Source organism: Methylophaga frappieri (assembly GCF_000260965.1).
GTDB lineage: Bacteria > Pseudomonadota > Gammaproteobacteria > Nitrosococcales > Methylophagaceae > Methylophaga > Methylophaga frappieri.
Genome location: NC_017856.1, coordinates 1,464,527 through 1,490,985, shown reverse-complemented (window position 1 = coordinate 1,490,985; position 26,459 = coordinate 1,464,527). Strand labels below are relative to the sequence as shown.

Below are 26,459 nucleotides of genomic sequence, written 5' to 3'. Positions count from 1 at the left end.
GTTTTATTTTAAGAGTTAAAAGGCCAGTATTTTGCTATGTTTTAACCAGCTAATGTTTCAAGGAAGAGACAATTCGCATGAAAAAATCTGCATTTTTAGGTTCTGTTGAGTCCTTTATGTTGACCAGGCGTTATAGTCGCAGAACGGTCGACACATATTTGTATTGGATTAAATATTTCATAGTCTTTAATGATAAGCAACACCCGAGGGAGTTGGGTGATGACCATATAGAGAAGTTTTTAACGTACCTTGCTGTAAAGCGAAATGTGTCGGCCGCAACGCAGTCGATAGCCTTAAATGCCCTTGTATTTTTAAAGCGCAGGTTTTTGGAGCAGGACGTTGGGTATGTGGGTGCCTTTAAAAAATCAACTCGTAAGAAAAAGTTGCCTGTTGTCTTAACGGTTAATGAAACTGCTGATTTGATCAAGCAGACTTCGGGTGTCAAAAAACTGATGATTTCTCTGTTGTATGGCTCCGGCTTAAGGCGGATGGAGCTTGTCAGGTTGCGGGTAAAAGATATTGAATTTGATTTAAGTCAAATTCATGTATGGGATGGTAAAGGGGCAAAAAACAGGATTGTTACCTTGGCTGGTAAGCTTCACCAACCGTTGAAATTAGAAATTGAACGTGTTGAAAGGCTGTTAAAGCTGGATTCTAAAAATGATGATTATGATGGTGTCTGGATGCCTGATGCGTTAGCAAGAAAATATCCAGGTCAGCCTTTTGAATTGGGGTGGCAGTATTTGTTTCCTGCTTCAAAATTATCGGTAGATCCACGTTCTGGTAAAATTCGACGGCATCATTTTGACGAAAGCGGTTTGAATAAAGCGATTAAAACTGCAGCGCAACACGCAGGCATTACGAAGCAGGTAACCAGGCCATACTTTGCGTCATTCTTTTGCCACCCATTTGTTGCAATCAGGTGCAGATATTCGGACAGTACAGCAGCAACTTGGACATGCGGATGTAAAAACAACCGAAATTTATACGCATGTGCTGAAACAGGGGGCGCAAGGTGTGGTCAGCCCACTTGAGTTACTGGATTTAAAAGAGAAATAAAGACGAATGAAATACACCGACCTGCGTGACTTTATCGATGGCCTTGAGCAGCAAGGCGAGTTGAAACGAATTCAGATGGAAGTGGATCCGGCTTTGGAGATGACGGAAATTGCTGACAGGGTGTTGCGGGCGGGTGGTCCGGCGTTGTTGTTTGAAAACCCGAAAGGCTCGAATGTACCAGCATTGGTGAATTTATTCGGCACCCCGAAACGGGTGGCGATGGGCATGGGCGAGGAGTCGGTCGAGGCATTACGTGAAGTCGGCAAGTTACTGGCTTTTTTGAAAGAACCTGAGCCGCCCAAAGGCATGAAAGACGCGTGGGAGAAGTTACCCATTTTCAAGCAAGTGCTGAATATGGGGCCTAAAGTCGTTAAAAAAGCCGCGTGTCAGGAGCAGGTGATTGAGGGCGACGACATTGATTTAGCCAATTACCCGATTCAACTCTGCTGGCCGGAAGATGCTGCACCGTTAATCACCTGGGGATTAGTGGTGACCAAAGGCCCGCATAAAGAACGGCAGAATTTGGGCATTTATCGGCAGCAGGTGATTGGTAAAAACCGGGTGATTATGCGGTGGTTGTCGCATCGCGGTGGCGCGTTGGATTTTAAAGAATGGCAACAGACCTATCCCGGCGAACCGTTCCCGATTAGTGTGGTGTTGGGTTGCGACCCGGCCACCATTTTAGGTGCGGTGACGCCGGTGCCGGACACGTTATCGGAATATGCGTTTGCCGGTTTATTACGTGGCAGTAAAACGGAATTGGTGAAAAGCATCGGTAATGACTTGCAGGTGCCCGCCAATGCCGAGATTGTGCTCGAAGGCTTTATTTACCCGAATGATATGGCACCGGAAGGGCCATACGGTGACCACACCGGTTATTACAATGAAGTGGATACCTTTCCGGTGTTTACCATTGAGCGGATTACGCAACGCAAAAATCCGATTTATCACAGCACGTATACTGGCCGCCCACCGGATGAACCGGCGATTTTGGGCGTGGCATTAAACGAAGTGTTTGTGCCGATTTTGCAAAAGCAGTTTCCGGAAATTGTTGATTTTTATCTGCCGCCAGAAGGCTGTTCTTATCGCATGGCGGTGGTGAGCATGAAGAAGCAATATCCGGGGCATGCCAAGCGGGTGATGATGGGCGTGTGGTCGTTTTTACGTCAGTTTATGTATACCAAGTTTGTGATTGTGGTCGATGACGATGTGAATGTGCGTGATTGGAATGATGTGATTTGGGCGATTACCACACGAATGGATCCGGCGCGTGACACCACGCTGGTGGAAAACACGCCGATTGATTATTTGGACTTTGCGTCGCCCGTGTCGGGTTTAGGTTCTAAAATGGGCATGGATGCGACCAATAAACTGCCCGGTGAAACTGACCGAGAGTGGGGCAGACCAATTGTGCGGGATGCGGCGGTGGTCGAACGTATTGATGCTATATGGGCTGAATTGGGACTGGATCAGGAATAAACACGCCGGGGAGATTACGCCCCGGCGCGGAGCGAATCAGGATTTATCCGCCTGTTCTTTTTGCCACCAGGCCGCGTGACTGTTTTGCACATGATGTTTGCTATCAACGGGTCGCATCAGGCGATTACTGATTAAGGCGACAATTAACAGCGCCGCCATCACATACATCGTGGTGTTATACAGACTGGGCGTCGGATCAACCGTTCCCGCCGGGGCGATTTCCATCATGGCATTAATGGAGACGGTGCTTGAAGCAATGAGGGTATCCAGTTCCGAAATCGGTGCACCAAACCGATTCATAAACACGGTTGGATCAACGGTGCTGGCGAGTTCATGAATGGCTTTATAGATAGAGTTTTCTCGCAACTGTGTCAGTAACACGGGCCCCAATACACCGGCGGCACTCCATGCCGTTAGCAGCCGGCCATGAATACCACCGACATGCAAGGTGCCAAATATATCGGCCAGATACGCCGGAATCGTGGCAAAACCGCCGCCATACATGGTGAAAATCAACATGGTAAAGGCATAAAACAACACCAGCCACATGACCGATGGGCTGACACTGGCCTGCATTGCGATCAGCGGTATCGACAGATACAACAAGGCGCCGAGCATAAAGAAAATGCTGTAGGTGGTTTGGCGGCTGATGTAGTCAGACAAGGACGACCAGAAAAACCGCCCGGCCATATTAAATACGCTGATCATCAACACATAGGTCGCCGCAAAGCCAGCATCGACAATGCTTGGCAGGCTAGGCTCAAAAATATCCGTGATCATGGTTTTGGCAACCCCAATCACACCAATACCGGCTGTGACATTGAAGCAGAGCATGATCCACAGCTGATAAAACTGCGGTGTTTTCAGCGCCTGATCAATATGGACGTGATTTTGGGTAATCAGGGATTTACCCGGTTTTTTGGCGGTATCTGGATTCCAACCTGCCGGTTTCCAGTTGGCTGGCGGCACGCGAAAGCTAAAGGCGGCAATCGTCATGACCAGAAAATAGACAACCCCTAAAATCAGAAAAACTGTCGCCGCGCCGGTCGTACCACTGCCAACCACATACACACCTTCAGGGCCGGGAACAGGCAAGGCAGCCATGTCTTTTGCTGTGGTGACAACGACTTCGATTTTTTCGCCAGCGGACTCGACAAAGCGACGCCCATTTTCGGTAATCAGTGATAAATCGGTGGCTTTACCGAGATAGGTTGGCGCTTCATAAAATAAAGACAGTAAATAGCCTTTGAGTGGCGCACCGATAATAGCGCCGCCGCCAAAACCCATAATCGCGATCCCGGTTGCCATGCCGCGTCGATCAGGAAACCAGCGAATTAAGGTACTGACGGGAGTGACGTAGGCAAGCCCCAGACCACAGCCGCCGATGACCCCGTAGCCGAGATAAATGAGCCATAGCTCATGGCTGTATAAGCCGAGGCTGCTGATTAAAAAACCACCGCCCCACAAACACGCTGCCAAAAAGCCGGTTGCGCGTGGCCCCACTTGCTCCAGCCACTTTCCGCCAATGGCAGCGGCTAGGCCTAAAAACACAATCGCGGTTGAGAAAATCCACACGACGGAGGCAAATCGCCAATCATCTGCCGCACTGGCCACGACGCCTAATTGGCGCACCAATGGCGGATTAAACATGCTCCAGGCATAAACAGAGCCGATGCAAAGATGAATGAAGACAGAAGCGGGGGCAATCAGCCAGCGGTTAAAACCGGGTTTTGCAACAATATGCCGTTTATGGAGCCTGGCCAGCATGGGTCATGTTCCTTGTTTTTATTGATTATTTGTTGGTATTAAGCCGGTATTAACGGTATGAGTCAAATACGGGCGGTATTAAGCTGAGTGGGCGGTTTGATTCTGCATTTGGGCAATCGCGTCGTAAACAACGGGGGATAGGCTGGCGCCATTATTTGCTGCAGCAAACAGATCTTGACGCATTTTGGGTGCCCAGAATTTGGTTAAATGCTGGGCAATACGGCTGGCAGCTTCATCATGTGGGTAGGCGCTGAGATTGGCTGCGATTTGATTGACCATTTTGATCAAAATACCGGTCTGGTCGTGTGTGTCGTGACTCATGGTGTCCCTTTGTCAGATGGCCCGCCTCAGTTGAGCGGGGTCATGATAGATAACTTGTTTATTGGCCCGGGCAAAGCCAATCAGCTTTAAGCCGGCTTGACGGGCTTGCTCGATAGCCAAGCTGGTGGGGGCAGAAATCGCAACCAGACAGCCAATACCAGCCATACAGGTTTTTTGCACCATTTCATAACTGGCCCGACTGGTTACCAAAACAAAGCCTTGCTGACGATCAACTGTCATGCCAGACAGGGCGCCAATTAATTTATCAAGCGCATTATGACGGCCCACATCTTCACGAACGAGCACAATCTCGCCGGCAAGTGTGCACCATGCCGCAGCATGCGTGGCACCAGTCAGATGATTGATAGGCTGGGCCTTACGAATGGCATTTAATGCTCGATCAACGGCAACATGACTGACGGTTGGCGCCAACACAGAAGGGATCGGCCGAATGGCTTGTTGCAAGGTTTCCGTGCCGCAAAGTCCACACCCTGTCCGGCCAATCATGTTGCGTCGTCGTGATTTGAGGGCGTCAAAATCGTCATCGGCAATTTGCATTCGGATGGTCGCCCCATCCGGTCCCGGCGTCACATGCACGGAGTAAATATGGTCACGCTGACTGACGATTTCTTCCGTTAAGCTAAAACCAATGGCAAAGTCTTCCAAATCAACGGGTGAGGCCATCATGACTGCATGTGAAATGCAGTTATAACGCAATGCGACCGGCACCTCGACCGCCACGTCATCATGCCCAAAATGGGACTGATGGGTGCGGCTGTCGATGACTTCGACCGCACTGGATTGCGTTGTTGGCATGTCATCTGACATTAATTTCGTCCCGTGACCGAATCTTCCTTGGCCGCTTCCAATAAGCCAAGTTGCATGGATTCAAAGGCTTTAAAGTTACGTTGCCATTCCGACGGCTGGCTAACGCGCTCAACTTGCACTGCGGTCACTTTATATTCTGGACAATTGGTTGCCCAGTCAGAGTTATCCGTTGTGATCACATTTGCGCCGCTGCCGGGATGGTGGAAAGTGGTATAGACCACACCGGGTAACACATCTTCTGAAATGCGTGCCCGCAGCACAGTTTGTCCAGCACGGCTGGTAATACCTACCCAGTCATTTTCTTTGATACCACGCACTTCAGCATCATGTGGGTGTAGATCCAGCCGATCTTCGTCATGCCACATTTGGTTTTGAGTGCGACGCGTTTGTGCGCCTACATTGTACTGCGACAAAATCCGTCCCGTTGTTAATAGCAACGGGAAGCGGCTGTTAGTGCGCTCATCAGTCGCCACATATTCGGTAACACTAAATTGACCTTTACCAATCGGGAAGTCCACTTCATGCATGGTCGGCGTACCAATCGGATGGTCATCATTACAAGGCCATTGAATACTGCCAAGCTCATCCAGCCGTTTGTAGTTAACGCCAGTAAACGTCGGCGTGAGCGCAGCGATTTCATCCATGATCTCGGACGGATGGTTGTAATGCATCGGGTAGCCAAGCGCGTTCGATAAATCCATAGTGACTTGCCAGTCTTCTTTACCAGCGAGAGCTGGCATCACTTTGCGCACCCGGTTGATACGTCTTTCAGCATTGGTAAAGGTGCCATCTTTTTCAAGGAATGAAGAACCCGGCAATAAAACATGGGCAAATTTAGCGGTTTCATTCAAAAACAGATCCTGCACAATCAGGCACTCTAATGATTTCAAGGCACTTTCAACATGCTGGGTACCCGGATCTGATTGTGCAATATCTTCACCTTGAACATAGAGTGCTTTGAATTCACCGGAAATCGCCGCATCAAACATATTGGGAATACGCAGCCCCGGTTCGTTATCAATTGACACGCCCCAAACCGACTCAAACCGCTGCCGGGATTCATCATTACTCACGTGCTGATAACCCGGTAATTCATGCGGGAACGAGCCCATATCACAAGAGCCTTGCACATTGTTTTGACCACGTAGCGGATTAACGCCAACGCCTTCACGGCCAATATTACCGGTTGCCATAGCGAGGTTGGCAATACCCATCACCATGGTTGAGCCTTGACTATGCTCGGTCACGCCAAGCCCGTAATAAATCGCGGCATTAGGTGCGTTTGCATAAGTACGCGCGGCAATACGCAGTTTTTCCGCCGCAACGCCGGTAATCGCCTCAACGGCTTCTGGTGAATGTCTGGGATCCTGAATAAAGTCACGCCAGCTATGGTAGCTTTCCATATCACAGCGTTTTTCGACGAAGGCCATATCTTCCAGCCCTTCAGTAACCACAACATGTGCCAAGGCATTCACCAGCGCAACGTTTGTGCCGGGACGTAATGGTAAGTGCTGGCCCGATTTCAGGTGCGGCGTATCCAGCAAATCAATATGTCTTGGATCGGCCACGATAAGCTCTGCACCTTCGCGCAGACGGCGGCGCATCATGGAGCCAAACACTGGATGCGCATCAGTCGGATTCGCACCAATGACCAGCACGACATCAGCTTTCATCACTGAGTCAAAATTCTGGGTGCCGGCGGATTCCCCCATCGTTGCTTTCAGACCATAGCCGGTAGGTGAATGACAAACACGGGCACAAGTATCGGTATTGTTGTTGCCAAACGCGGCGCGAACCAGTTTCTGAACCAGATAGGTTTCTTCATTGGTACAACGTGAAGAGGTAATGCCACCGATACTGTTGCGACCGTATTTTTGCTGGATCTGTTTCAGTTTGTCTGCAGCAAAGGCAATCGCGTCTTCCCAGCTGACTTCCCGCCACGCGTCAGTAATCGCATCGCGAATCATGGGTGATTTAATGCGATCTTGATGTGTGGCGTAACCAAAGGCAAACCGGCCTTTAACACAGGAATGACCGTGGTTGGCATCGCCACCTTTATACGGCACCATTCGAACCACTTCGTTGCCTTTCATTTCTGCTTTAAATGAGCAGCCAACACCGCAATAAGCACAGGTAGTCACCACGCTGTGTTCAGGTTGGCCCATTTCAACGACACTTTTTTCCATGAGTGTTGAGGTCGGACAGGCTTGCACACAGGCACCACAAGAGACGCATTCAGAATCCATGAAGTCTTCATGCTGACTGGGTGAGACGACGGAGGCAAAGCCTCGGCCATCGATAGTCAGGGCGAAAGTGCCTTGTACCTCTTCGCAGGCCCGAACACAACGCGAGCAAACGATACATTTGCTTGGGTCAAAGTCGAAATAAGGGTTGCTGAGATCTTTGGCACTTTCCAGATGATTTTCACCAGCATAACCATATCGCACGTCGCGTAGACCAACGGCACCGGCCATGTCCTGCAATTCGCAGTTGCCATTGGCGGGGCAGGTTAAACAGTCCAGCGGATGATCGGAGATATACAATTCCATGATATTCCGCCGCAGTTTGCCGAGCTTCTGGTTCTGCGTGGTGACTTTCATGCCTGCTTCAACGGTTGTGGTGCAGGAGGCGGGATAACCCCGTTTGCCTTCAATTTGTACGGCACACAGGCGACAGGAGCCAAAAGATTCCAGATTATCTGTGGCACAAAGTTTAGGAATATTGATATCTGCTAATGCTGCAGCCCGCATGACGGAGGTACCTTCTGGTACCGTGATTTCCACGCCATCGATTTCTACGGTAATCAGTTCTTCTGACAGACTTGGCGGGGTGCCATAATCTTTGTTTGGATTATATGTTTCTACTCTCATGACTTACTCCTGACGCCCATGGCGCAGTTCGTCGGGGAAAAATTTCATCACACTCTGCACTGGGATTGGCGTCATACTGCCCATGGCACATAACGACCCATCGACCATGGTTTCGCAGAGATCTTCCAGCAATGCCCAATTATTGTCAGCCGCTTCACTGGCCCGAATACGATCGATAACTTCAACGCCGCGGGTTGAGCCGATTCGGCAGGGGGTACACTTGCCACAAGACTCAAACTTGCAAAATTCCATGGCGAATCGGGCTTGCTCTCCCATGTTGGCGGTATCATCGAACATCACTACACCACCATGGCCTAATACCGCTTGTTCGGAAGAAAACTCTTCGTAATCGATCAACGTGTCCCACTGACTTTCTGGTAAATAAGCACCAAGCGGACCACCAACTTGCACGGCTTTCAACGGGCGACCCGAGGCCGTACCACCACCAAACTCATTCATCAATTGATTCAGTGGCATGCCAAAGGCCAGTTCCACCAGACCGCCGCGTTTAACATTACCGGCCAGTTGTACAGGCATCGTGCCACGAGATCGGCCAACGCCGAAGTCAGCATAAGCCTGACCGCCTTTATCGAGAATATAAGGAATCGCGGCGAGCGAGAGCACGTTATTCACCACAGTCGGCTTGCCAAATAAACCAACAATGGCGGGTAGTGGTGGTTTGGCACGGACAAGTCCACGCTTACCTTCGAGACTCTCCAATAAAGAGGTTTCTTCACCACAAATATAAGCGCCCGCACCCAGTCGGACTTCTAAATGAAATGCTTTACCGCTGCCGAGGATATTGTCGCCGAGGTAGCTATTTTCATATGCCGTCGCCAAGGCTTGATTCAATATGTCGTGGGCAACCGGGTATTCAGAACGCAGATAGATATAGCCTTGATTGGCGCCCACCGCCAAACCAGCGATTGTCATGCCCTCAATCAACATGAAGGGATCGCATTCCATTACTAGTCTGTCAGCAAAGGTGCCTGAGTCGCCTTCATCAGCATTACAGACGATGTATTTTTGTGGGTCTGGCGTATCGAGCACAGTTTGCCATTTAATCCCCGTTGGAAACGCAGCACCGCCACGACCACGTAGACCGGAGGTTTTGACTTCATCAACAATTTGTTGACCAGAGAGATGCAAGGCATTTTGCAAGCCACGAAAACCGTCATACTGACAATAGTCTTCTAGTGAGACCGGATCAGTGATACCACTGCGGGCAAACGTCAGACGTTGTTGATTTTTCAAGTAGGGGATGGCTTCAACTTCACCGACACAGAGAGGATGGCTTGTATTGCCTGATTGGAAATCATGATCAAACAAGCTGACCACATCACGTTCAGTAACTGGCCCAAAACCAATCCGACCATTTGAAGTTTCAACTTCAATCAGGGGTTCCAGCCAAAACAGGCCCCGCGAACCATTACGAACCAGTTCAATTTCCAAACCGCGTCTGATAGCTTCAGTTTGAATACCCGCTGCAATTTGATCTGCCCCCAGAGACAGTGCGGTTGTGTCGCGCGGCACAAAAATCCGAGTCGCCATCAGCCAGCCTCCTGCATCGAGTCCCGGCAAGTATCCATCAAGGCATCGAAGCGATCAGACGTGACACGTCCGTAGATTTGATTGCCAATGCGAATTGATGGGCCTGTTGCGCAATTTCCGAGACAATACACTGGCTCCAGAGTGACGCTACCGCAGGGGGTTGTTTGTTCAAAATCAATGCCGAGTGTGTTTTTTGCGTGTTGTTCAAGTTGCCGACATCCCGTTGCCTGACAGGCTTCGGCGCGACAAATTTCGACAACATGACGTCCGGTAGGATGGCTACGAAAATGATGGTAAAAGCTAATAACGCCGTGAATTTCTGCGCGGGTAAGGCGCATTTCCTCAGCGATTAAAGGTACAACGTTGTCCGGGATATAGCCGATTTCATGCTGAATAGCATGTAACACCGGCAATAACGCACCCGGTTTGTCTTTATGCAGACGGATCACGGCTCTGATGTGATCACGCTGCCAGGATACGGTTACTGACATCTCTCTCTCCAATATGCATTCTTGTGCATATATTTTTGTTTTATTATTGACAACTTGAACTTAGCAGATTGTCAGGCAGTTAAAAATAGGATATTTATTTCCTATTTCTCCCTTTAATAAAGGCCAACCCTCGATCTTCTTATCTCTTCCTTTTTAGAAAGAAATCAATCAACTAAGTTTCGAAACTAGCGGATTAACGTGACAATTTGATTTAGAGAAGAATTATTCTGAGAAAGGTTTGTTTATGCTGCTACAGGCGTGGCGCTGGTGAATTTAATTGCCGGAGGTGTTTTCGCTAACCCAGACAGTCCCGTGCTGACGATATTCTTTTTTCCAGAATGGTGCGTTAAATTTTAATTCTTCAATCAACCAGGCACAGGCATCTAAAGCGGCACGGCGATGGGCTGACCAACAGCCAATTAGGACAATGCTATCGCCAATGTGGATATCACCAAACCGGTGGACAATAAGGCAGGCATTGAGTGGCCATTGTTGTTCGGCGCGCTGCTCTAATTGCTCAAGGTAGCGTTGCGTCATCGCCGGATAATGTTCCAGTGTCATGTGTTGAATAGATTCATTATCGTTAAAATCGCGCATGGTGCCGATGAAACTGGCGGATGCCCCATGCTGTCCTGACGGCAGTTGTGTTTCAAATTCGCTTAACCATTGGTAGGGCTGAAAACCCTGCTCAAGCAGGTGTACGCTCATTTTAGCCTCCGGTGACCGGCGGAAAAAAAGCGACTTCATCGCCATCTTTAACGGGACTGTTTAGCGTGGCGTAGTCAAGATTAACGGCAACGAGCAGGTTGGCAGGTTTGCTGGCGTTGTTTGTAGCGTTATCCCATGCTTCGGAAACCGTCTCAACTGCCGGTATAGTGATTTCACTGATATCGAGTTGCTCTCGCAAGCTGGCAAAAAATTTGACTTGAATGGTCATCGGGTTATGGTTGCACTCAAATAAACACAGGATAACATCGACAATGGCTGAATTAACGCATTTTAATCAATCTGGCGATGCGCATATGGTGGATGTTGGGATGAGAGCGGTTACCCAGCGTCAGGCTGTGGCAAGTGGTCGTATTAGCATGTTACCGGCAACATTGACCCTGATAACCCAAGGTGGCCATAAAAAAGGGGATGTGCTTGGAATTGCTCGGGTGGCGGGTATCATGGCAGCAAAAAAAACAGCGGATTTGATTCCTTTATGTCACCCACTTGCGTTAAGCAAAGTTTCGGTAAACTTTGAGATTGATACCGCGCATACCGCCGTGATCTGCCAGGCAACAGTCGGCACGACAGGTCAGACAGGAGTTGAAATGGAGGCATTGACGGCGGTGCAGGTTGCCTTGCTGACGATTTACGATATGTGCAAGGCGGTAGATCGTGGCATGCAGATGACAGATATTCGTTTGGAAACCAAGTCTGGCGGTCAATCCGGCAATTGGCAGCGTGAATGCTAAAGCGTGGCTAAAGACTCAGCTGGATGATTGAAAAATATCGCTATAACTAACCGGTTGTCCAGACAGGCGAAGATCATACCCTGCCAGATCCGCCAAAGAACGCTGCCATTCGGGTAATTGCAAAATTCTAATTAATTCCTGAAAAGGGGCTTCCTGCAAGCGATCGGCCGGTAACGCAAGACAGTAATGTTCTTCAACCAAAGGCAAAAAGTCTAACGAAAATTTGCGGGCCACGGCGGCCAGCCCAAAACCACAATCGGCAACACCACTAGCCACAATCGCTGCGATAGCCATGTGCGTAAATTCTTCATGGCTATAGCCTTGAATTTGTTGGCTGTTAATGGCCTGTTGCCTGAGTAATTGATCCAATAAAAAACGCGTAGCAGAACCTTGTTGGCGGTTGATAAAGTGCACATCGGCACGGGCTAAATCAGACAAAGTGCGAATCGACTTGGGATTACCTGCTTGGACAATCAATCCTTGTTGACGGCGAACCAGGTAAATGAGTTGAATTTTGTTTGGATCTAATAATGCCAGGTAGTCAGGGGTCAACTGCTGGCCGAGAGGGCCGATGGGAATATGAAAACCGGCGCCATCACAATTCCCCGTTTTTAATGCTTCCAGATTTTCCAGACTGCCATGAAAGTGCAGATCAATCGGGATAGCCAGTTCATTTAATCTATCGCGCAGCGCATTGACAACCAAACCATGACTGGCAAATAAGGTCAGTCGTAGGTTTTGCTGCGCCGCTTGAAGCTGCTGAAGTTGTTGGCGAAGTTGCGTGGCCTGGTTGCTTAATTGCGGCATCAACCGTGCCTGTAGCTGTTGATGAGCCCGTAAAAAGTATTGGCCGGCAGGCGCCAGCGCGGTGCCACGGCCACGGTGTTTTTCAATCAGCGGCAGGCTCAGCTCGGTTTGCCATTTTTCCATCAAGCCCCAGGCATAACGGTAAGAAATTTGCGCTTGTTTCGCGGCGGCCTGCAATGAGCCAGATTCTTCAATACTTTTTAATAACGCAATCAAAACCGGATCAATGGCTTTTTTGCGGTTGCCATGACTGAGCTGCCAGTGAAAATCAATTGTAAATTCCATCAGCCGATTTAAGCACAATTTGCCCTGATGTGTTTTTTCAGATTTCCCACATCAGGGCTTGGCATCGTGACGAATTAACCCTGTTCAAGGAGTCGACGCAAATCAATCATGGCCGCATTGGCACGGGAAATATATGACGCCATGACTAAAGAATGATTGGCAAACATGCCAAAACCACTGCCATTTAAAATGATTGGCGTCCACAACGTTTTTTGGGTGGCCTCTAATTCGCGGATGATTTGCTGCAAACTGACGCGGGCATTTTTTTTGGCTAAGACATCGGCAAAATCACTATCCGCGGCTTTAAGCAAATGAATCAGCGCCCAAACGCTACCCCGTGCTTCAAAAAAATTATCATCAAGTTCGGTCCAGGGCGTTTTGGTAATTTGTTGCGAGGCATTGGCAGTGGACTGATGCGCAGCGGGGTCACCGGCCAGATCCGTGTTGATTCGAACCTGTCCGACACTGGCAGATAGCCTTTGAGATAAGCTGCCTAAGCGTTTTTCTGCAATAGCCAGCCAGGCAACTAAATTATCGGCGCGGGCATAAAACTGCGCGGATGCCTGCGGATCGCTCAAGCGAGCGTGATAGCGTTTTAAGGCATCGATCGCTTCACGGTATTCGACTTCTGTTGGGGGAAATAACCAGGACTCCGAGTCAAAATTAAACTGTGGCTCTGCAATAACCAAATCTTTGTCTTCAGCCGATTGCGATTGGGAACGGCTCAGATCATTTCTCAGTGCTCTAGTGTAATCACGGACCTGAACGAGCACACCAAACTCCCAGTTAGGCATATTATCCATCCACACCGAGGGTGGCATGACATCATTACTTAAATAGCCACCGGGCTTTTCCAGTAAGGTTTCCGCCAAATGAATCACGGTTGCCGTGCTTATCGAGCCGGTCACAATATCCTGAGCTTGTCTCTCAGCTTGTTGATGGGCAATGTCGGTTGGTGAGAAAGCCGCGGGTGGCATACTCCACCAGATCATCAATACTAGGAAAATACCGAGCAGCATTGCCAAGACCAAACTAAGAAAAAGGCTCAAACGACTCTGACGGATGCGTGCCCACAAAGCCGCGGTTTGTTGACGAATAGCGTTTAAAAATAACGAATCAGCCATGTCGAATCTCTAGTTTCAAAACTGGTTTATTAGCTTAATCTTTTATAAATGACGATGACAAATTGAATTGGGCGCATGGGCGAATCGGGTAATAATTCCTAAAAAATGCTGGGAATTATTCTTGACTATTGTTGGTCTGTGTCTGAATAATGGCGCACTTGAAGACTAACAGTATGAAAAACAGGGGATGCTGACAAGATGACGCAAGCGATAGAAATTGCAGATTTAGTGAAGCATTTTGGCGAAATTAGAGCTGTCGATGGCATCAATCTTAATCTCTCTCGAGGCGAGGTGCTTGGCTTCCTTGGACCGAATGGGGCTGGTAAATCGACCACCATGAAAATGATTACCGGTTTTTTATCACCGACAAGAGGCCGTGTTAGCGTTTGTGGTCATGATGTTCAGCAAGCATCGATTCCAGCTAAAGCGAGCATTGGCTATTTGCCTGAAGGTGCACCCGCTTATGCTGATATGACGCCAGCCAGTTTTTTGAGTTTTATTGCCGATATTCGCGGTTTTTCAGGTAAGGCAAAACGGGATGCTGTCGCTGTTGCGGCTGAGCGAGCGCGTGTTGTTGAGGTGATGTTTCAGCCGATTGAAACACTTTCAAAAGGGTACAAACGCCGAGTAGGCCTAGCACAAGCAATTCTTCATAATCCACCAATCTTGATCATGGATGAACCCACTGATGGGCTTGATCCTAATCAAAAGCATGAAGTGCGAACGTTGATTAACGAAATGGCGCATGATAAAGCCATCATTATTTCAACGCATATTCTGGAAGAGGTGCATGCTTTGTGTACTCGAAATGTGCTCATTTCGCGAGGCAAAATTGAGTTTGATGGTACCCCACACGAACTAGAGTCATTGTCCCGTTATCACAATGCCGTCGTCATGACCATCAGCGGTACGCATACCACAGCGCTAACCGACTTTGTCACTGCTCTCCCTTTTGTCGACAGCTATGAAGTCCTTGGTGATTTGACGCTTCGAGTTTTTCCTTTAAATCATCAGCAAATAACGCTGCCATTATCAGAAAAAATTCGTGAAAAAGGGTGGGATATTGTGTCGCTTTATAGTGAAAGTGGCCGTTTAGATGAAGTGTTTCGTCAGATTACAACTCGGGCATCGATGGAGATAAATTAATGAACATACGCAATATTTGGTTCATTATGAAACGCGAATTTAATGGCTATTTTGCCACCCCGGTAGCCTATGTATTCATCATTATTTTCTTGTTGTTAGCTGGCTTTTCGACCTTTTATGTTGGCAATCTTTTTGAAAGAGGTGAAGCAGACTTATATCCGTTTTTTTCCATGCACCCTTGGCTCTACATTTTGCTTATCCCGGCAATATCAATGCGGCTTTGGGCTGAGGAGCGAAAAAGTGGCTCAATCGAATTATTAATGACGCTGCCTGTGTCTGTTTTTGAGGCAGTTATTGGTAAATTTTTAGCAGCATGGGCGTTCACAGGGCTGGCTTTACTGCTGAACTTTCCGCTTTGGGTTACGGTTAATGTTTTGGGTAACCCGGATAACGGGGTCATCTTTACTGGATTTATTGGGAGTTTATTAATGGCGGGTGGTTTTCTCGCGATTGGTGCGTCTATTTCGTCCATTACCAAAAACCAGGTTATTGCTTTTGTAATCAGTTTAATTGTGAGTTTGATTTTCGTGTTGGCAGGGTTCGGTATCGTGCTGGATTTTTTTAGCAGCTGGGCACCACAAACATTAGTCAACGTAATTAGTTCTTTTAGTTTCCTGACGCATTTTGATGCAATTTCTAAGGGGGTAATTGATCTACGTGACATCCTGTATTTTGTGGCATTAATTGCAATTTGGTTGTTTGCCAACGCGCTTATCATCAATGTCCGTAAGGCCGATTAGGAACAAGATGATGAATAAAAGTGTGTTGTCAAAAACCGGGCTTGCATTAGCGGTGGTTTTATTCGTTTCATTCATTATCGTCGTGAATGAAAACTTACGTTCATTTCGTGTCGATTTGACCGAAGATAAGCTTTATACCCTTTCCGAGGGCACACAGAATATTTTGTCCGGATTACAGGAACCAATTACGCTGCGCTTGTACTATGCGGAGCGGGTTGCACAGGCGTTGCCAGCGGTGAAGAGCTATGGTCAGCGTGTTCAAGAGTTATTACGTGAATATCAACGCGCTTCTGGCGGTATGATCCGTCTGAAAATAATTGATCCAGTGCCTTACTCCAATGATGAACATCGCGCCGATCAATATGGACTGCAGTCAATTCCAATCGAGGGCGAAGAAGATCCTTTATATTTTGGTCTCGCGGGTACGAACCTTTTAAATGGACTCGAAATCATTCGTTTCTTTCAGCCTGAAAAGGAAGATACGCTGGAATATGATCTGACACGTTTAATTTTTCAACTGTCCGATGTACAACGCAAAAATATCGGGGTTCTGAGTTCGCTAAGCTTAGATGGTGAACAATATGATCCACTCAAAGGCGAGGTGATCAGTGATGCTGGCAGTAAGCCTTGGCCGGTTATGGATCAGTTACGCATGATGTTTGATGTCTCCATGCTGCCTGACGATATTCGTCGTATTCCAACCTCGCTTGATGTGTTGATGGTCATTCACCCCAAATCCTTAACAGACTCGACACTGTATGCGATTGATCAATATGTTCTCTCTGGTGGAAAACTCATCACCTTTGTTGATCCTTTCGCAGAAGTCGATGTACCTGAAAAAGATCCAGAAAACCCGATGGCAGCTCTGACAGCGCAACGGGGTTCTAATATGCCGGAGTTGTTTAATGCCTGGGGCTTTGAACGTGATGGTCAATTTGTGGTCGCTGATCGCAAGTTTGCACGTAAAGTTGATTTCGGAGCGCGGACGGGAAATGAGCCAATTGATTATGTGCTTTGGTTAGGTCTCAATGACGGTTCTTTAAATATGTCTGAGAAGATCACTTCTCGTTTGAAACGTATAAATGTGGCTACCAGTGGTTTTTTTAAACAACTAGATGGCGCAACCACCCAGATGACCCCCTTGGTTTCATCGAGTGATGAAGCAATGCTGGTAGATAAGCGGGTTGTGCAGTTTCGTAATGATCCTGTTGGGTTGCTGACAAGGTATGAAGCAGGAACTAAGCAATACCCATTGGCTGTTCGTGTGACTGGTGACGTGAAAACGGCCTTTCCAGATGGGGCAAAAAACAATATGGGCGACCTACAAAAAATGCCCGATCATCTTGATATGGCAAATGAGCCTATAGATATTATTGCTGTAGCTGACGTGGATATGATTGATGACCAGTTTTGGGTTCAGGTTCAAGATTTTTATGGGCAAGATTTAGCATTTAACACTTCCAACAATCTTGACTTTGTTTACAACGCTATTGAGGACTTAACTGGCACAGATGGGTTAATCAGTGTTCGGTCACGTGCAGGTTTTTCAAGGCCTTTTATCTTAGTGAACGAGATTGAACGTGAAGCTGAACGAAGATATCGCGCAACAGAACGTGAGCTTGAACAGCGACTTCAAGATACGGAACAAAAAATCGCCCGTATGCAGGTTCAGCGCTCAGGCACGGGTGAACAAATTTTGACCGCTGAGCAACAAAAAGAAATCAACGAAGCGCGCCTGTTAGCTGAGCGTACAGAAGCAGAGTTACGAACAGTGAAGGGCAATTTGCGCCAGGATTTGGATGCGTTAGAAGCCGTTGTTAAATTTGTGAATATTGGGGTAGTGCCAATATTAGTCGGAATTTTAGCTTTAATTACCGGCTGGTTAAGGCTGCGAAAACGGACACATGGCCGCTTTAACGTAAATAAAACAGGTTCTTAACATAACATGCTGAAAAAAATTAACAATCTGACAGTTTTAGCAATTTTAACGGCGATGATGGTTTTGGTAATGTTCGTTACGATTTATCGTGCGGATACAGAATCAGATGATTACAACTTACTTTACCCCACCTTATTTTCACAACTGACTAAGGTTGACACGCTGACATTTGACAGTGTCGATGGCAACTTTACGCTGAAGCAGGTTGGCGAGGAAGACTGGGTTGTTGCAGATTATTTTAATTACCCAGCTGACTTTGATCTTGTGAAGCGTATGCTCATCGATATATCTGAAGCGGTTGTTATTGAGGAAAAAACCGCAAACGAAAAACAGCATGGATTTCTTGGTCTGGTGACGAATGAAGCTGGTGGTGATGCACTGGAAGTTAAGTTATATGATGACGATGAGATGCTTGCCGGCCTGATTTTAGGTGAAACACGTGCCATTACAGCACAGGCAGGACCTCGTCAAACGTTTGTCCGCCGCAGTGGCGAAGCGCAAAGTTGGCTGGCGGAAGGTTATCTACAAATCAGTCCTCTTATGCTGAACTGGATTGACGGTGAAATAATGAGTATTGGTCGAGAACGTATTGCTCGCGTAGACATTATTCAGCCAGATGGCTCAACTGCCACACTTGTTAACCTGGGAGAAAAAGACAAGTTTGGTACACCTGAATCGGGCAAGAATACCGTTTTTAAATATGAGCAATTAGGTTACGACATAGCTGGCTCTTTATACCAGCTAAGACTTGAAGAAGTTATCCCTGTCAATGGTTTCAGTCGTCAAGGTGCCGAAGTCGTCGAGGCAACGTTTATCACCTATGATGGCCTTAAGGTTACCTCTCAGACCTCTTTCATTGATGGTTTTTATTATGCGACTTTCCGCGCGGAATATGATGATCATTATTTGGATAAGGTCCCCCCTGCTATCGCTGAATTGGATCTTTTAAAAAGTCGTGACAATGTTGAAAATGAAATCGCGAAACTGAATGAAACGTTGGCCCCTTGGGTGTATCGCGTTGGTGGTTTTACGGGTACGAATTTGATGCGAGCTCGGGCTGATATTGTGACCGAGTCGAGTCAGCAGATACCAATGCCCGCCGATATGAGTGGTAGAGGTATGTTACTACCGTAACTATTCATCAATGAGTGCCCTGAATAAGCTCAAAAACTTTTTAGCCGGTACAAATCTTGCTTCAGTTTTACTAGGGGATTGGGCGAACAATCTGTAAACCGATCCGAGGTTAAAATCTAGTAAGGCTACCTAGATGGTTAAACAGTTTTTTTGCACAGCGACACTCTACGCCATGTTTTTGACATTGCCTGTGAATGCAGCGGATTTGCATGAATTAAATGCGATTGAACATGCGGCGTATCTATTTGCATTAAATGATGCACAGAGCCGTTGGAATAATCCGGTCGTTAGTGTGGACTCACTTGATAAACGTTTACGCTTGCAACGTTGTGACAGTGATCTAGAAACCTTTACCAATAATGACCAATTACGTTCCGGCAAGCTGACCGTGGGGGTACGATGTCATCAGCCTGTCGCATGGACGGTCTACGTTCCTGCTACAATTGAAGTCATGCGCGCCGTTGCGGTGACAACGCGGCCGTTATCTGCAGACCACATCATGACTGCTGACGATGTTAAACTGGCAAATCAGAACATTCTTACCATGCGAAGTGGTTATTCCACCGATATGCAATCTCTAATCGGCCAACAATTAAAATCGCCTTTGGCAATGGGCGCTGTCTTGTCAAAACGTCAATTTAAACCTCAGCATCTCGTTCAGAAAGGTCAATTAATTACGCTGGTGTCTGCCGTTGGCAATATGGAGGTTCGCGTAAAAGGGGAGGCGATGGCAGATGCTGAAATGGGCCAGCGGGTCAGAGTGAAAAATACGCGTTCCGAGCGCATCGTTGAGGGCGTCGTCGATGCCGCCGGTGTGGTCAGAGTTGGGACGTTATGAAATTCGGAATTAATTTAAGTTTTATGGGAAATGGCCGATAAGGTCATTAAGCCTTATTGGAGACAGTTATGTCAGAAATTAACAATATCAAACCCGGCAATTTGCCCAATACCAGCAATCCGTCACGGACTGGTGTGGCAGGGGAAAAGTCATCTGGCGGGACCGTTGATGCGCGGGCAGTGAGTTCAGATACGTTTAGTCTGACCGATACCGCTAGCCAGTTACAAAGTTTGCAAAAAACGATTGCTGCTATGCCGGAAACAAATCAGCAACGGATCGCCGCGCTTCGTGAAGCAATAGATAACGGGGATTACCAAGTCGATACAGAAAAACTGGCACAAAATATGATTGATTTTGAGCGTCAATTTTAATTCGAGACAATGCCATGACCATGACGCCAGCACAGCAAATGCAATCGACACTCAAGTCTGAAAGCCAAATTGCCAATGAATTTGCCAACTTACTCCAAGTTGAACGTCAGGCGTTAATGGATCGTGATGAAACTAAACTGAATCATTGTCTTAAACAAAAGCAACCGCTGGTCAGGCAACTTGAGGCGCTTGGAAGACAACGGGAACTGATTTTAAAACAGGCCGGGTTCCCGGCAGATCGGCAAGGTATGGCGGCATTTATTGCCAATCAGCTACCAGCGCAGGCGGAAACGTTACAAAAAATGCTGGCATCGTTAAAGCAAACCGCGCAGGCATGTCAGCAGAATAACCAAATTAATGGCGGAATTGTCAGCGTAAACCGGCAATATTTGCAGCGTGCGATGAGTATTTTGCGTGGTCGGGATCCTGAAGCATCCGCTTATGGACCGGGTGGGGAATATACCAGTGGCGTGGTACGGCAACCCCTTATTGGTCGGGTTTAAATCAAGCTTGTCTGAGCCATTTTGCCAAAGTGGATACCCAGGCAGGGTGAACATTTAAGCAGGGAATCAGCGTTAATGATTCGCCGCCCGCCTCCACAAACACTTCTTTTCCCCGAATCGCGATTTCTTCCAATGTCTCCAAACAATCGGTAACAAAAGCGGGGCACATTACCATCACATTCCGAGCCCCTTCTTTGGCCAACTGGGTGAGAATATCCTCAGTATTGGGTCCCAGCCATACCTGTCTGCCCAAGCGAGATTGGAAGGCAACGGTGTAGTCTGTTTGTGCCAGTCCTGCCTTTTTGGCAAAGGCTTGCGTGGTTGCCATCACTTGATGCCGGTAGCATGTCGCATGGGCTGGATGTGGTTGCTGGCAACAATCCTGACGTTGGAGGCAGTGTGCGCCAGAAGGATCAGAGCCGGTGATATGGGATTCTGGCAAACCATGATAGCTAAAAATCAAATGATCATAGGGCTGTGAGAGATACGGCAGACTTTGTTGATACAGGGCATCAATATAATCCGGCTCTTGATAAAATGGCGCTGGAATAATCAGTTTTAAATCAAGATCATGTTCTTCGATGACGCGTTCTGCTTCGTCAATCGATGTCGCAATGGTGCTGTCAGCGTAATGCGGATAAAGTGGTAGATAAACCACTTCCTTGATGGCAGGATTGGTAGCAATTTCCAGCAAGGTCGATTCAATCGCGGGATTACCATAACGCATGGCCAAGTGAACGGGCATAGCAACTTCGGCCTGTACCGCATCGCGCAATTGCTCTGACAACACAATCAATGGCGATCCTGCAGGCCACCAAATGCTTTGATAAGCGGCAGCTGAGCTTTTGGGGCGGGTTGGCAAGACCAGTAGACTCACGATCAGCCGACGTAATATCCAAGGTAACTGGATCACGTAGGGATCCATTAAAAACTGATTCAGATAGCGGCGTACGGCAGGCGTATCAGGCGCATCCGGCGATCCCAGATTTGCCAATAAAATGGCACGTTCAGACATATCTCTCCGTTACTTTTTAGTTTTTTTGACGACATTGGCAAGCGCCGCTGTCAGATCAGTATAGTGAAACTGATACCCGCTTGCTTGCGCTTTTTCAGGCAAGGCGCGTTGACTATCAAGTAATAAGGTAGCCATTTCACCCAGCATGCCTTTTAACAGGCAAGCAGGCATGGGCAATATGGCCGGTTTTTTTAGTATAGCGCTAAGGGTGTCGGTAAATACCTGATTGGTGACGGGCAGCGGCGCGGAGCCATTGAAGACGCCACGGGCATTGGGCTGATCGGCCAGAAATAAAATCAAATGACAAATGTCTGTCAGGTGAATCCATGGCATGAATTGTTTGCCATCGCCAACGCGGCCGCCGAGGCCGAGTCGAAACACAGGTAATAGGCGACTTAAAAAACCACCTTGCGGTGATAACACCAGTCCGGTTCGGACGATAACTACGCGGATACCGAATTCCACTGCTCGGTTAGCGGCCTGTTCCCAGTCTGCGCATAGTGTATGGGTAAACCCCGTATTGGCTGAACTAAGTTCATCGAGAATGGTGGCCCCTTGATCGCCGTACCAGCCAACTGCAGAACCACTAATCAAGGTATCGGGTTTTGTGGTGCGTTGGCTTAACCAGGCAACCAGTTCCTGGGTGTAGGTGATACGACTTTCATAAAGTTGTTGTTTTCGTTTTGCTGACCAACGGCGTGAGGCAATAGGCGCCCCCGCCAGATTAACGACAATATCGATCTTCTGGTGGGCAGGGATAGCCTGCAAATTGGGCAGTAGCGTTACCCGCTCGGGAAACCGGTGACGATGGCGAGCACGGTGACGGCTGAGTATGAGCACGTCATTATCCTTTTGCAGCCAGGCCTCAGTTAATGCCGAACCGATGAGGCCGGTACCACCGGTTATTAGTATGACAGCCATGATGTGATTCCTTTTTTGTCCCTAAACATCACATTAACGCTTTGTGTGTAAAAAAATTGTGCAGTTACTCTACTCGAAGATGATCATAATGAGCCGTCCAACGAGGTGAAATTTTTGTGAAAATTGCGGCTTGCATCACTGAAAATCAGGGCATTTACGTTAAAATTAGCATGGTAAAAAAATCTTTCTTTTACCAGCAGTCAAAACGTAATTCTGTTGGTCATTCGGCCGATTTCACGTTAATTAAATCAGAATTAGAGGAAACAGCGAGTATGGATGGGGCCGCCTTGCCCAGACAGCAAGCATTTTTATTGTCCCAGCAAGCGCCGTTTGCCAATTTGACTGTCATTGCTGTTGCCTGGTTAATGGCACTGGTATTTGGGCAGTATGATTTCAGTGGCTTATTGCAAGTCTGGGCCGGTGTAATCAGTTTTTTTTCCGGTATCAGACTGGTTTTGTGGTGGCGCTATCAGCGCGGGGCTGAGTCGATTTCGGTACACCGCTGGATAAGACAATATACGTGGGCAACACTCTTTGTTGGGCTGGCATGGGGAGCGCTAAGCCTGTTTTATTTAGCTGCTACCGATCCGCAGATAAGCAGTCTTTTTTATATTTTAATCAGTACCGTCCTGGCTGCGGCAGTACCCGTACTTGCCGCATCATTGACCGCTTTTGTCGCTTACACGCTACCGCCGGTATTAATGTTGATTATGGTCACGGCCTATCAGGTTTTCAGTCAGCAACAGGCCAGTAGCTTACCCTTGTTTTTGGTCGCCGGACTGACAGCATACTATCTCTTTATGATTTCGCTGGTACGCCGCGCCAATCAGAACATTACCGACAGTTTTCGTTTACAACAAAGTCACGAGGCATTGCTGGCCGATTTGCAGTGGGAGGTTGCCCAGCGCGAGAGTCAGATTGAAGCACGTACCTTGGCGTTAACCGAAGCGAATACCCGACTTTCTGAAAAACAGGCGCATTTGCAAAAATTATCGCGTGCAGTAGAAGCGAGCCCGAACGGCATTATTATTACCGATCGGCAAGGTTTCATTGAATATGTGAATCCTCGTTGTGAAAAAATTACTGGTTATAGCCAGGCCGAAGCGCTTGGTAAAACACCTCGATTATTTAAAGTACAGTTTAGCAACCCTGGCCGGATTCGGTCCTTGTGGCAAACCATTCAGGCTGGACGGCAATGGGTGGGTGAGTTTTCCAGTCGACGTCACAATGGCCCCGTGTATTGGGCCAAGGTTTATATTGCGCCGATTCGCTCAGTGAACCAGGAGATCAGTCATTTCGTGGCAATTCTGGAAGATGTCAGTGAGGCACACTCATTGGCACAAGCCTTGAGTCATCAGGCGACACACGATCCGCTAACAGGTTTGATCAATCGTAGTGAGTTTGAACGTCGCTTGACGGCGTTGAACCTGCAGAACACAGATCAGCATGCGCTTTGTTACCTTGATCTAGATTTATTCAAGGTCATTAACGAAACAGCAGGCCATACTGCGGGAGATGCGCTGCTTAGTCAGTTATCTGGTTACTTAAGTCAGTTCATTGGGCCACAAGAAACCCTGGCAAGGCTAGGCGGCGATGAATTTGCCTTGTTAATGGAAAGTAGTGATCTTGAACATGCTAAAACAGTGGCTGAAGAAATACGTTATGGCATTGATAGTTTTACATTTTTTTGGCAGTCAAAGGAATTAACCACCACCGCCAGTATTGGCGTGGCGATGATTGAAGATGAGGCGTCAAATAACGCGGATAAGGATCCACTGAAGCGGGCTGAGTCCGCTTGTAATGCGGCAAAGCAGTTTGGTCGAAATTGTGTCTATGTGTTTCAGAATGATGATGCAATGCTCGCTGAACAATCGGGTGAATTTCAGTGGGTTCAAAAAATTAAACACGCTTTAAGCGAATCGCGCCTGATGCTTTATACCCAGCCAATTCAGGGCCTGCATGACAACGCAAATACACTCAAGTACGAAGTGTTATTGAGAATGCGCGATGAGACAGATCAGATTATCTCGCCCGGTGTTTTTTTACCTATTGCTGAACGTTACAACCTTGCCGATAAAATTGATCGTTGGGTGATTGATACCGTGATTGATTGGTTAACACACCACCATCAGGCGCTGCCCTTTAATCAGACATTAGCTATTAATCTTTCTGGTTCATCAATGGGGAATCAGGCTTTGTTGACCCATATCAGCCAGCGTTTGCATGACGCCGTTTTTCCGGTCTCCATGCTCAGTTTTGAAATTACGGAAACGGCGGCAATCGCCAATGTTGATCAGGCAAAGCAATTTATTCAGGTACTGCGCAATGTCGGGTGTCATTTTGCGCTGGATGATTTTGGCAGTGGTCTGTCGTCATTTGCTTATTTAAAAAATCTGCCGGTCAGTGCAATCAAAATCGATGGTTTATTTGTTCGCGATATGCTGACCGATCCGATTGATGCGCAAATGGTTCGGGCGATCAATGAGATTGGCCATGTGATGGGATTAGAGACAATTGCAGAATTTGTTGAAAATGCTGAGGTTCTGCACAGCCTGGAAAGCATAGGCGTCGACTATGCTCAAGGTTTCCATATAGGCAAACCGGCGCCGATTGATAGCTTACTGACGACCAAGACATGCTAGATTAGCTTGATGACTGTGTTTTTAGCGGAGTGTCTATGCAGCGCAGGAAGCTGTTAAAACTGGCTGGACTCGCGTGTTTGCCAGCATCGCTGCGGGCGGTTTCAGCAAGTTCCAACGAATCACTCAAAACCGGGTTGGTGCTGGATGATCGCTTTGTGGATTATCAAATCACACCGGACCACCCTGAATCGCCAGCGCGATACCGCCAGGTTGCACATACTTTAAATGCCTTACATCGTGCCAATAAAGTGACCTCAATTGCCGCAACACCGGCAAAAGTTCGCTGGTTAAGCACCATTCACAGTATTGAACATCAAGCGTCAATAAAACGTCACGCGCCGGAGGCTTATGCCACAGCCAGGTTAGCGGCGGGCGGGGTGCTGAATTGCGTTGATGCGGTGATGCAGGAAAAAGTTAAAAATGCGTTTTGTGCCTCCAGGCCGCCCGGTCATCATGCGACGAATACGGGGCGGGAAGAAGGTTTTTGCTATTTTAATCATGTTGCGATTGCCGCGCGCTACGCTCAGCAGCAGTATGGGCTTGAGCGGATCTTGATTGTCGACTGGGATTATCATCATGGCAATGGTACAGAATGGGCCTTTTATGATGATCCCAGTGTCTTGTTCTTTTCGACACATGATCGGGATGCCTATCCGCGAACAGGCCTACCCGAGCGCACCGGCCATGGTGCTGGGGAAGGATTCAATATCAATGTGCACCTGCCGTGTGGCAGTGGTGATGCCGCTATGCTGGCTGCATTTAAAGAAAAATTGTTACCGGCGGCGAATGCTTTCTCTCCGCAGCTGGTTTTGATTTCCGCTGGATTTGATAGCCGTGTAGACGATCTGCTGGGTTGTCATGAGATAACCGATGACGGATTTAAGGCACTGACAAAAATGGTAATGCAAATTGCGGCTCGCCATTGTCAGGGGCGGTTGGTTTCTGTTTTAGAGGGTGGGTATCACATTCCGGGTTTAGTTCGTGCCAGCCAAGCTCATATTACCGCGCTTTCGTCTTTAAGTGGTTGATTTAAATATACAAAAATATTTTCCACAAAAGGCTGAAACGGTCTGTCTTACCCTAAAATAAAAAAGACGGCACAGTTCCTGCTAGTTATCCATCAGTTACCCTGCCAACGCTGAACAGGGTTGTCAGCCTCGGGCACATC

At 47.8% G+C, this 26,459-nt stretch carries 24 protein-coding genes and 1 pseudogene; 13 read left to right on the top strand and 12 right to left on the bottom strand.

Annotated features, from left to right (window positions below; translation table 11 throughout):
• Positions 1–77: 77 nt before the first annotated feature.
• The 3 genes and pseudogenes from Q7C_RS07055 to ubiD all read left to right on the top strand — a co-directional run.
• A pseudogene (locus Q7C_RS07055) lies at positions 78–827 on the top strand (integron integrase); the annotation flags it as partial.
• Positions 828–885: 58 nt separating this feature from the next.
• Positions 886–1,059: a tyrosine-type recombinase/integrase gene (locus Q7C_RS13990; RefSeq protein WP_337998621.1), complete on the top strand. Its 174-nt coding sequence runs from the start codon at positions 886–888 to the stop codon at positions 1,057–1,059.
• A 6-nt stretch (positions 1,060–1,065) separates the two neighbouring features.
• Positions 1,066–2,538, top strand: a complete 1,473-nt coding sequence (gene ubiD / locus Q7C_RS07050) for a 4-hydroxy-3-polyprenylbenzoate decarboxylase (protein WP_014704039.1) — start codon at positions 1,066–1,068, stop codon at positions 2,536–2,538.
• Positions 2,539–2,574: 36 nt separating this feature from the next.
• Here ubiD and Q7C_RS07045 read toward each other — a convergent pair whose 3' ends face one another.
• The 8 genes from Q7C_RS07045 to Q7C_RS07010 all read right to left on the bottom strand — a co-directional run bounded on the left by Q7C_RS07045 (position 2,575) and on the right by Q7C_RS07010 (position 11,303).
• Positions 2,575–4,305 carry an OFA family MFS transporter gene (locus tag Q7C_RS07045; RefSeq protein WP_014704038.1) on the bottom strand — a complete coding sequence of 577 codons (1,731 nt, stop codon included), beginning with the start codon at positions 4,303–4,305 and terminating at the stop codon, positions 2,575–2,577.
• A 78-nt stretch (positions 4,306–4,383) separates the two neighbouring features.
• Positions 4,384–4,626, bottom strand: coding sequence for a formate dehydrogenase subunit delta (locus Q7C_RS07040; protein WP_014704037.1), 243 nt, complete (start codon positions 4,624–4,626; stop codon positions 4,384–4,386).
• A 12-nt stretch (positions 4,627–4,638) separates the two neighbouring features.
• Entirely contained in the window at positions 4,639–5,454 is an 816-nt protein-coding gene (fdhD, locus tag Q7C_RS07035) for a formate dehydrogenase accessory sulfurtransferase FdhD (RefSeq protein WP_014704036.1), read from the bottom strand.
• Positions 5,454–8,324: a formate dehydrogenase subunit alpha gene (gene fdhF, locus Q7C_RS07030; RefSeq protein WP_014704035.1), complete on the bottom strand. Its 2,871-nt coding sequence runs from the start codon at positions 8,322–8,324 to the stop codon at positions 5,454–5,456. The genes fdhD and fdhF overlap by 1 nt, the downstream gene beginning before the upstream one ends.
• A 3-nt stretch (positions 8,325–8,327) precedes the next feature.
• Positions 8,328–9,875, bottom strand: coding sequence for a formate dehydrogenase beta subunit (locus tag Q7C_RS07025; protein ID WP_014704034.1), 1,548 nt, complete (start codon positions 9,873–9,875; stop codon positions 8,328–8,330).
• Positions 9,875–10,366: a formate dehydrogenase subunit gamma gene (locus Q7C_RS07020; protein WP_014704033.1), complete on the bottom strand. Its 492-nt coding sequence runs from the start codon at positions 10,364–10,366 to the stop codon at positions 9,875–9,877. Before Q7C_RS07020 ends, Q7C_RS07025 begins: the two co-directional genes overlap by 1 nt.
• A gap of 273 nt (positions 10,367–10,639) precedes the next feature.
• Positions 10,640–11,074 carry a molybdenum cofactor biosynthesis protein MoaE gene (locus Q7C_RS07015; RefSeq protein WP_014704032.1) on the bottom strand — a complete coding sequence of 145 codons (435 nt, stop codon included), beginning with the start codon at positions 11,072–11,074 and terminating at the stop codon, positions 10,640–10,642.
• A gap of 1 nt (position 11,075) precedes the next feature.
• Entirely contained in the window at positions 11,076–11,303 is a 228-nt protein-coding gene (locus Q7C_RS07010; protein ID WP_014704031.1) for a MoaD/ThiS family protein, read from the bottom strand.
• Between the two features lie 43 nt (positions 11,304–11,346).
• Here Q7C_RS07010 and moaC point away from each other — a divergent pair, with 43 nt between their 5' ends.
• On the top strand, positions 11,347–11,826 hold the full coding sequence (gene moaC / locus Q7C_RS07005; protein ID WP_014704030.1) for a cyclic pyranopterin monophosphate synthase MoaC: 480 nt from the start codon (positions 11,347–11,349) through the stop codon (positions 11,824–11,826).
• A 15-nt stretch (positions 11,827–11,841) separates the two neighbouring features.
• Here moaC and Q7C_RS07000 read toward each other — a convergent pair whose 3' ends face one another.
• On the bottom strand, positions 11,842–12,918 hold the full coding sequence (locus tag Q7C_RS07000) for a substrate-binding domain-containing protein (protein WP_014704029.1): 1,077 nt from the start codon (positions 12,916–12,918) through the stop codon (positions 11,842–11,844).
• Between the two features lie 74 nt (positions 12,919–12,992).
• Positions 12,993–14,042 (bottom strand): DUF2333 family protein, encoded by a 1,050-nt coding sequence (locus tag Q7C_RS06995; RefSeq protein WP_014704028.1) that lies wholly within the window; start codon positions 14,040–14,042, stop codon positions 12,993–12,995.
• A gap of 198 nt (positions 14,043–14,240) precedes the next feature.
• Between Q7C_RS06995 and Q7C_RS06990 the strand changes: the two genes are divergently transcribed.
• The 7 genes from Q7C_RS06990 to Q7C_RS06960 all read left to right on the top strand — a co-directional run bounded on the left by Q7C_RS06990 (position 14,241) and on the right by Q7C_RS06960 (position 20,713).
• Entirely contained in the window at positions 14,241–15,188 is a 948-nt protein-coding gene (locus tag Q7C_RS06990; RefSeq protein ID WP_014704027.1) for an ATP-binding cassette domain-containing protein, read from the top strand.
• Entirely contained in the window at positions 15,188–15,928 is a 741-nt protein-coding gene (locus Q7C_RS06985; protein WP_014704026.1) for an ABC transporter permease, read from the top strand. Before Q7C_RS06990 ends, Q7C_RS06985 begins: the two co-directional genes overlap by 1 nt.
• 7 nt (positions 15,929–15,935) lie before the next feature.
• Positions 15,936–17,867: a Gldg family protein gene (locus Q7C_RS06980; RefSeq protein WP_238532294.1), complete on the top strand. Its 1,932-nt coding sequence runs from the start codon at positions 15,936–15,938 to the stop codon at positions 17,865–17,867.
• Positions 17,868–17,873: 6 nt separating this feature from the next.
• Positions 17,874–19,001 (top strand): DUF4340 domain-containing protein, encoded by a 1,128-nt coding sequence (locus tag Q7C_RS06975; protein ID WP_014704024.1) that lies wholly within the window; start codon positions 17,874–17,876, stop codon positions 18,999–19,001.
• A gap of 133 nt (positions 19,002–19,134) precedes the next feature.
• Positions 19,135–19,839, top strand: coding sequence for a flagellar basal body P-ring formation chaperone FlgA (gene flgA / locus Q7C_RS06970; RefSeq protein WP_014704023.1), 705 nt, complete (start codon positions 19,135–19,137; stop codon positions 19,837–19,839).
• Positions 19,840–19,907: 68 nt separating this feature from the next.
• Complete coding sequence (gene flgM / locus Q7C_RS06965) at positions 19,908–20,210, top strand: flagellar biosynthesis anti-sigma factor FlgM (RefSeq protein ID WP_014704022.1); 303 nt, start codon at positions 19,908–19,910, stop codon at positions 20,208–20,210.
• Between the two features lie 14 nt (positions 20,211–20,224).
• Positions 20,225–20,713, top strand: coding sequence for a flagella synthesis protein FlgN (locus tag Q7C_RS06960; protein ID WP_014704021.1), 489 nt, complete (start codon positions 20,225–20,227; stop codon positions 20,711–20,713).
• 1 nt (position 20,714) lies between these two features.
• Here the strand turns inward: Q7C_RS06960 and hemH are convergent, their stop codons facing one another.
• Both hemH and Q7C_RS06950 read right to left on the bottom strand, forming a co-directional pair.
• Positions 20,715–21,728, bottom strand: a complete 1,014-nt coding sequence (gene hemH, locus Q7C_RS06955; RefSeq protein WP_014704020.1) for a ferrochelatase — start codon at positions 21,726–21,728, stop codon at positions 20,715–20,717.
• 9 nt (positions 21,729–21,737) lie between these two features.
• A complete protein-coding gene (locus Q7C_RS06950) occupies positions 21,738–22,649 on the bottom strand; it encodes a TIGR01777 family oxidoreductase (RefSeq protein WP_014704019.1) in 912 nt (303 codons plus the stop codon).
• A 116-nt stretch (positions 22,650–22,765) separates the two neighbouring features.
• Here Q7C_RS06950 and Q7C_RS06945 point away from each other — a divergent pair, with 116 nt between their 5' ends.
• The gene (locus Q7C_RS06945) at positions 22,766–25,291 is read left to right on the top strand and encodes a putative bifunctional diguanylate cyclase/phosphodiesterase (RefSeq protein ID WP_014704018.1); all 2,526 of its coding nucleotides are present in this window, start codon (positions 22,766–22,768) and stop codon (positions 25,289–25,291) included.
• Between the two features lie 35 nt (positions 25,292–25,326).
• Complete coding sequence (locus Q7C_RS06940) at positions 25,327–26,319, top strand: histone deacetylase family protein (protein WP_014704017.1); 993 nt, start codon at positions 25,327–25,329, stop codon at positions 26,317–26,319.
• Positions 26,320–26,459: the final 140 nt, after the last annotated feature.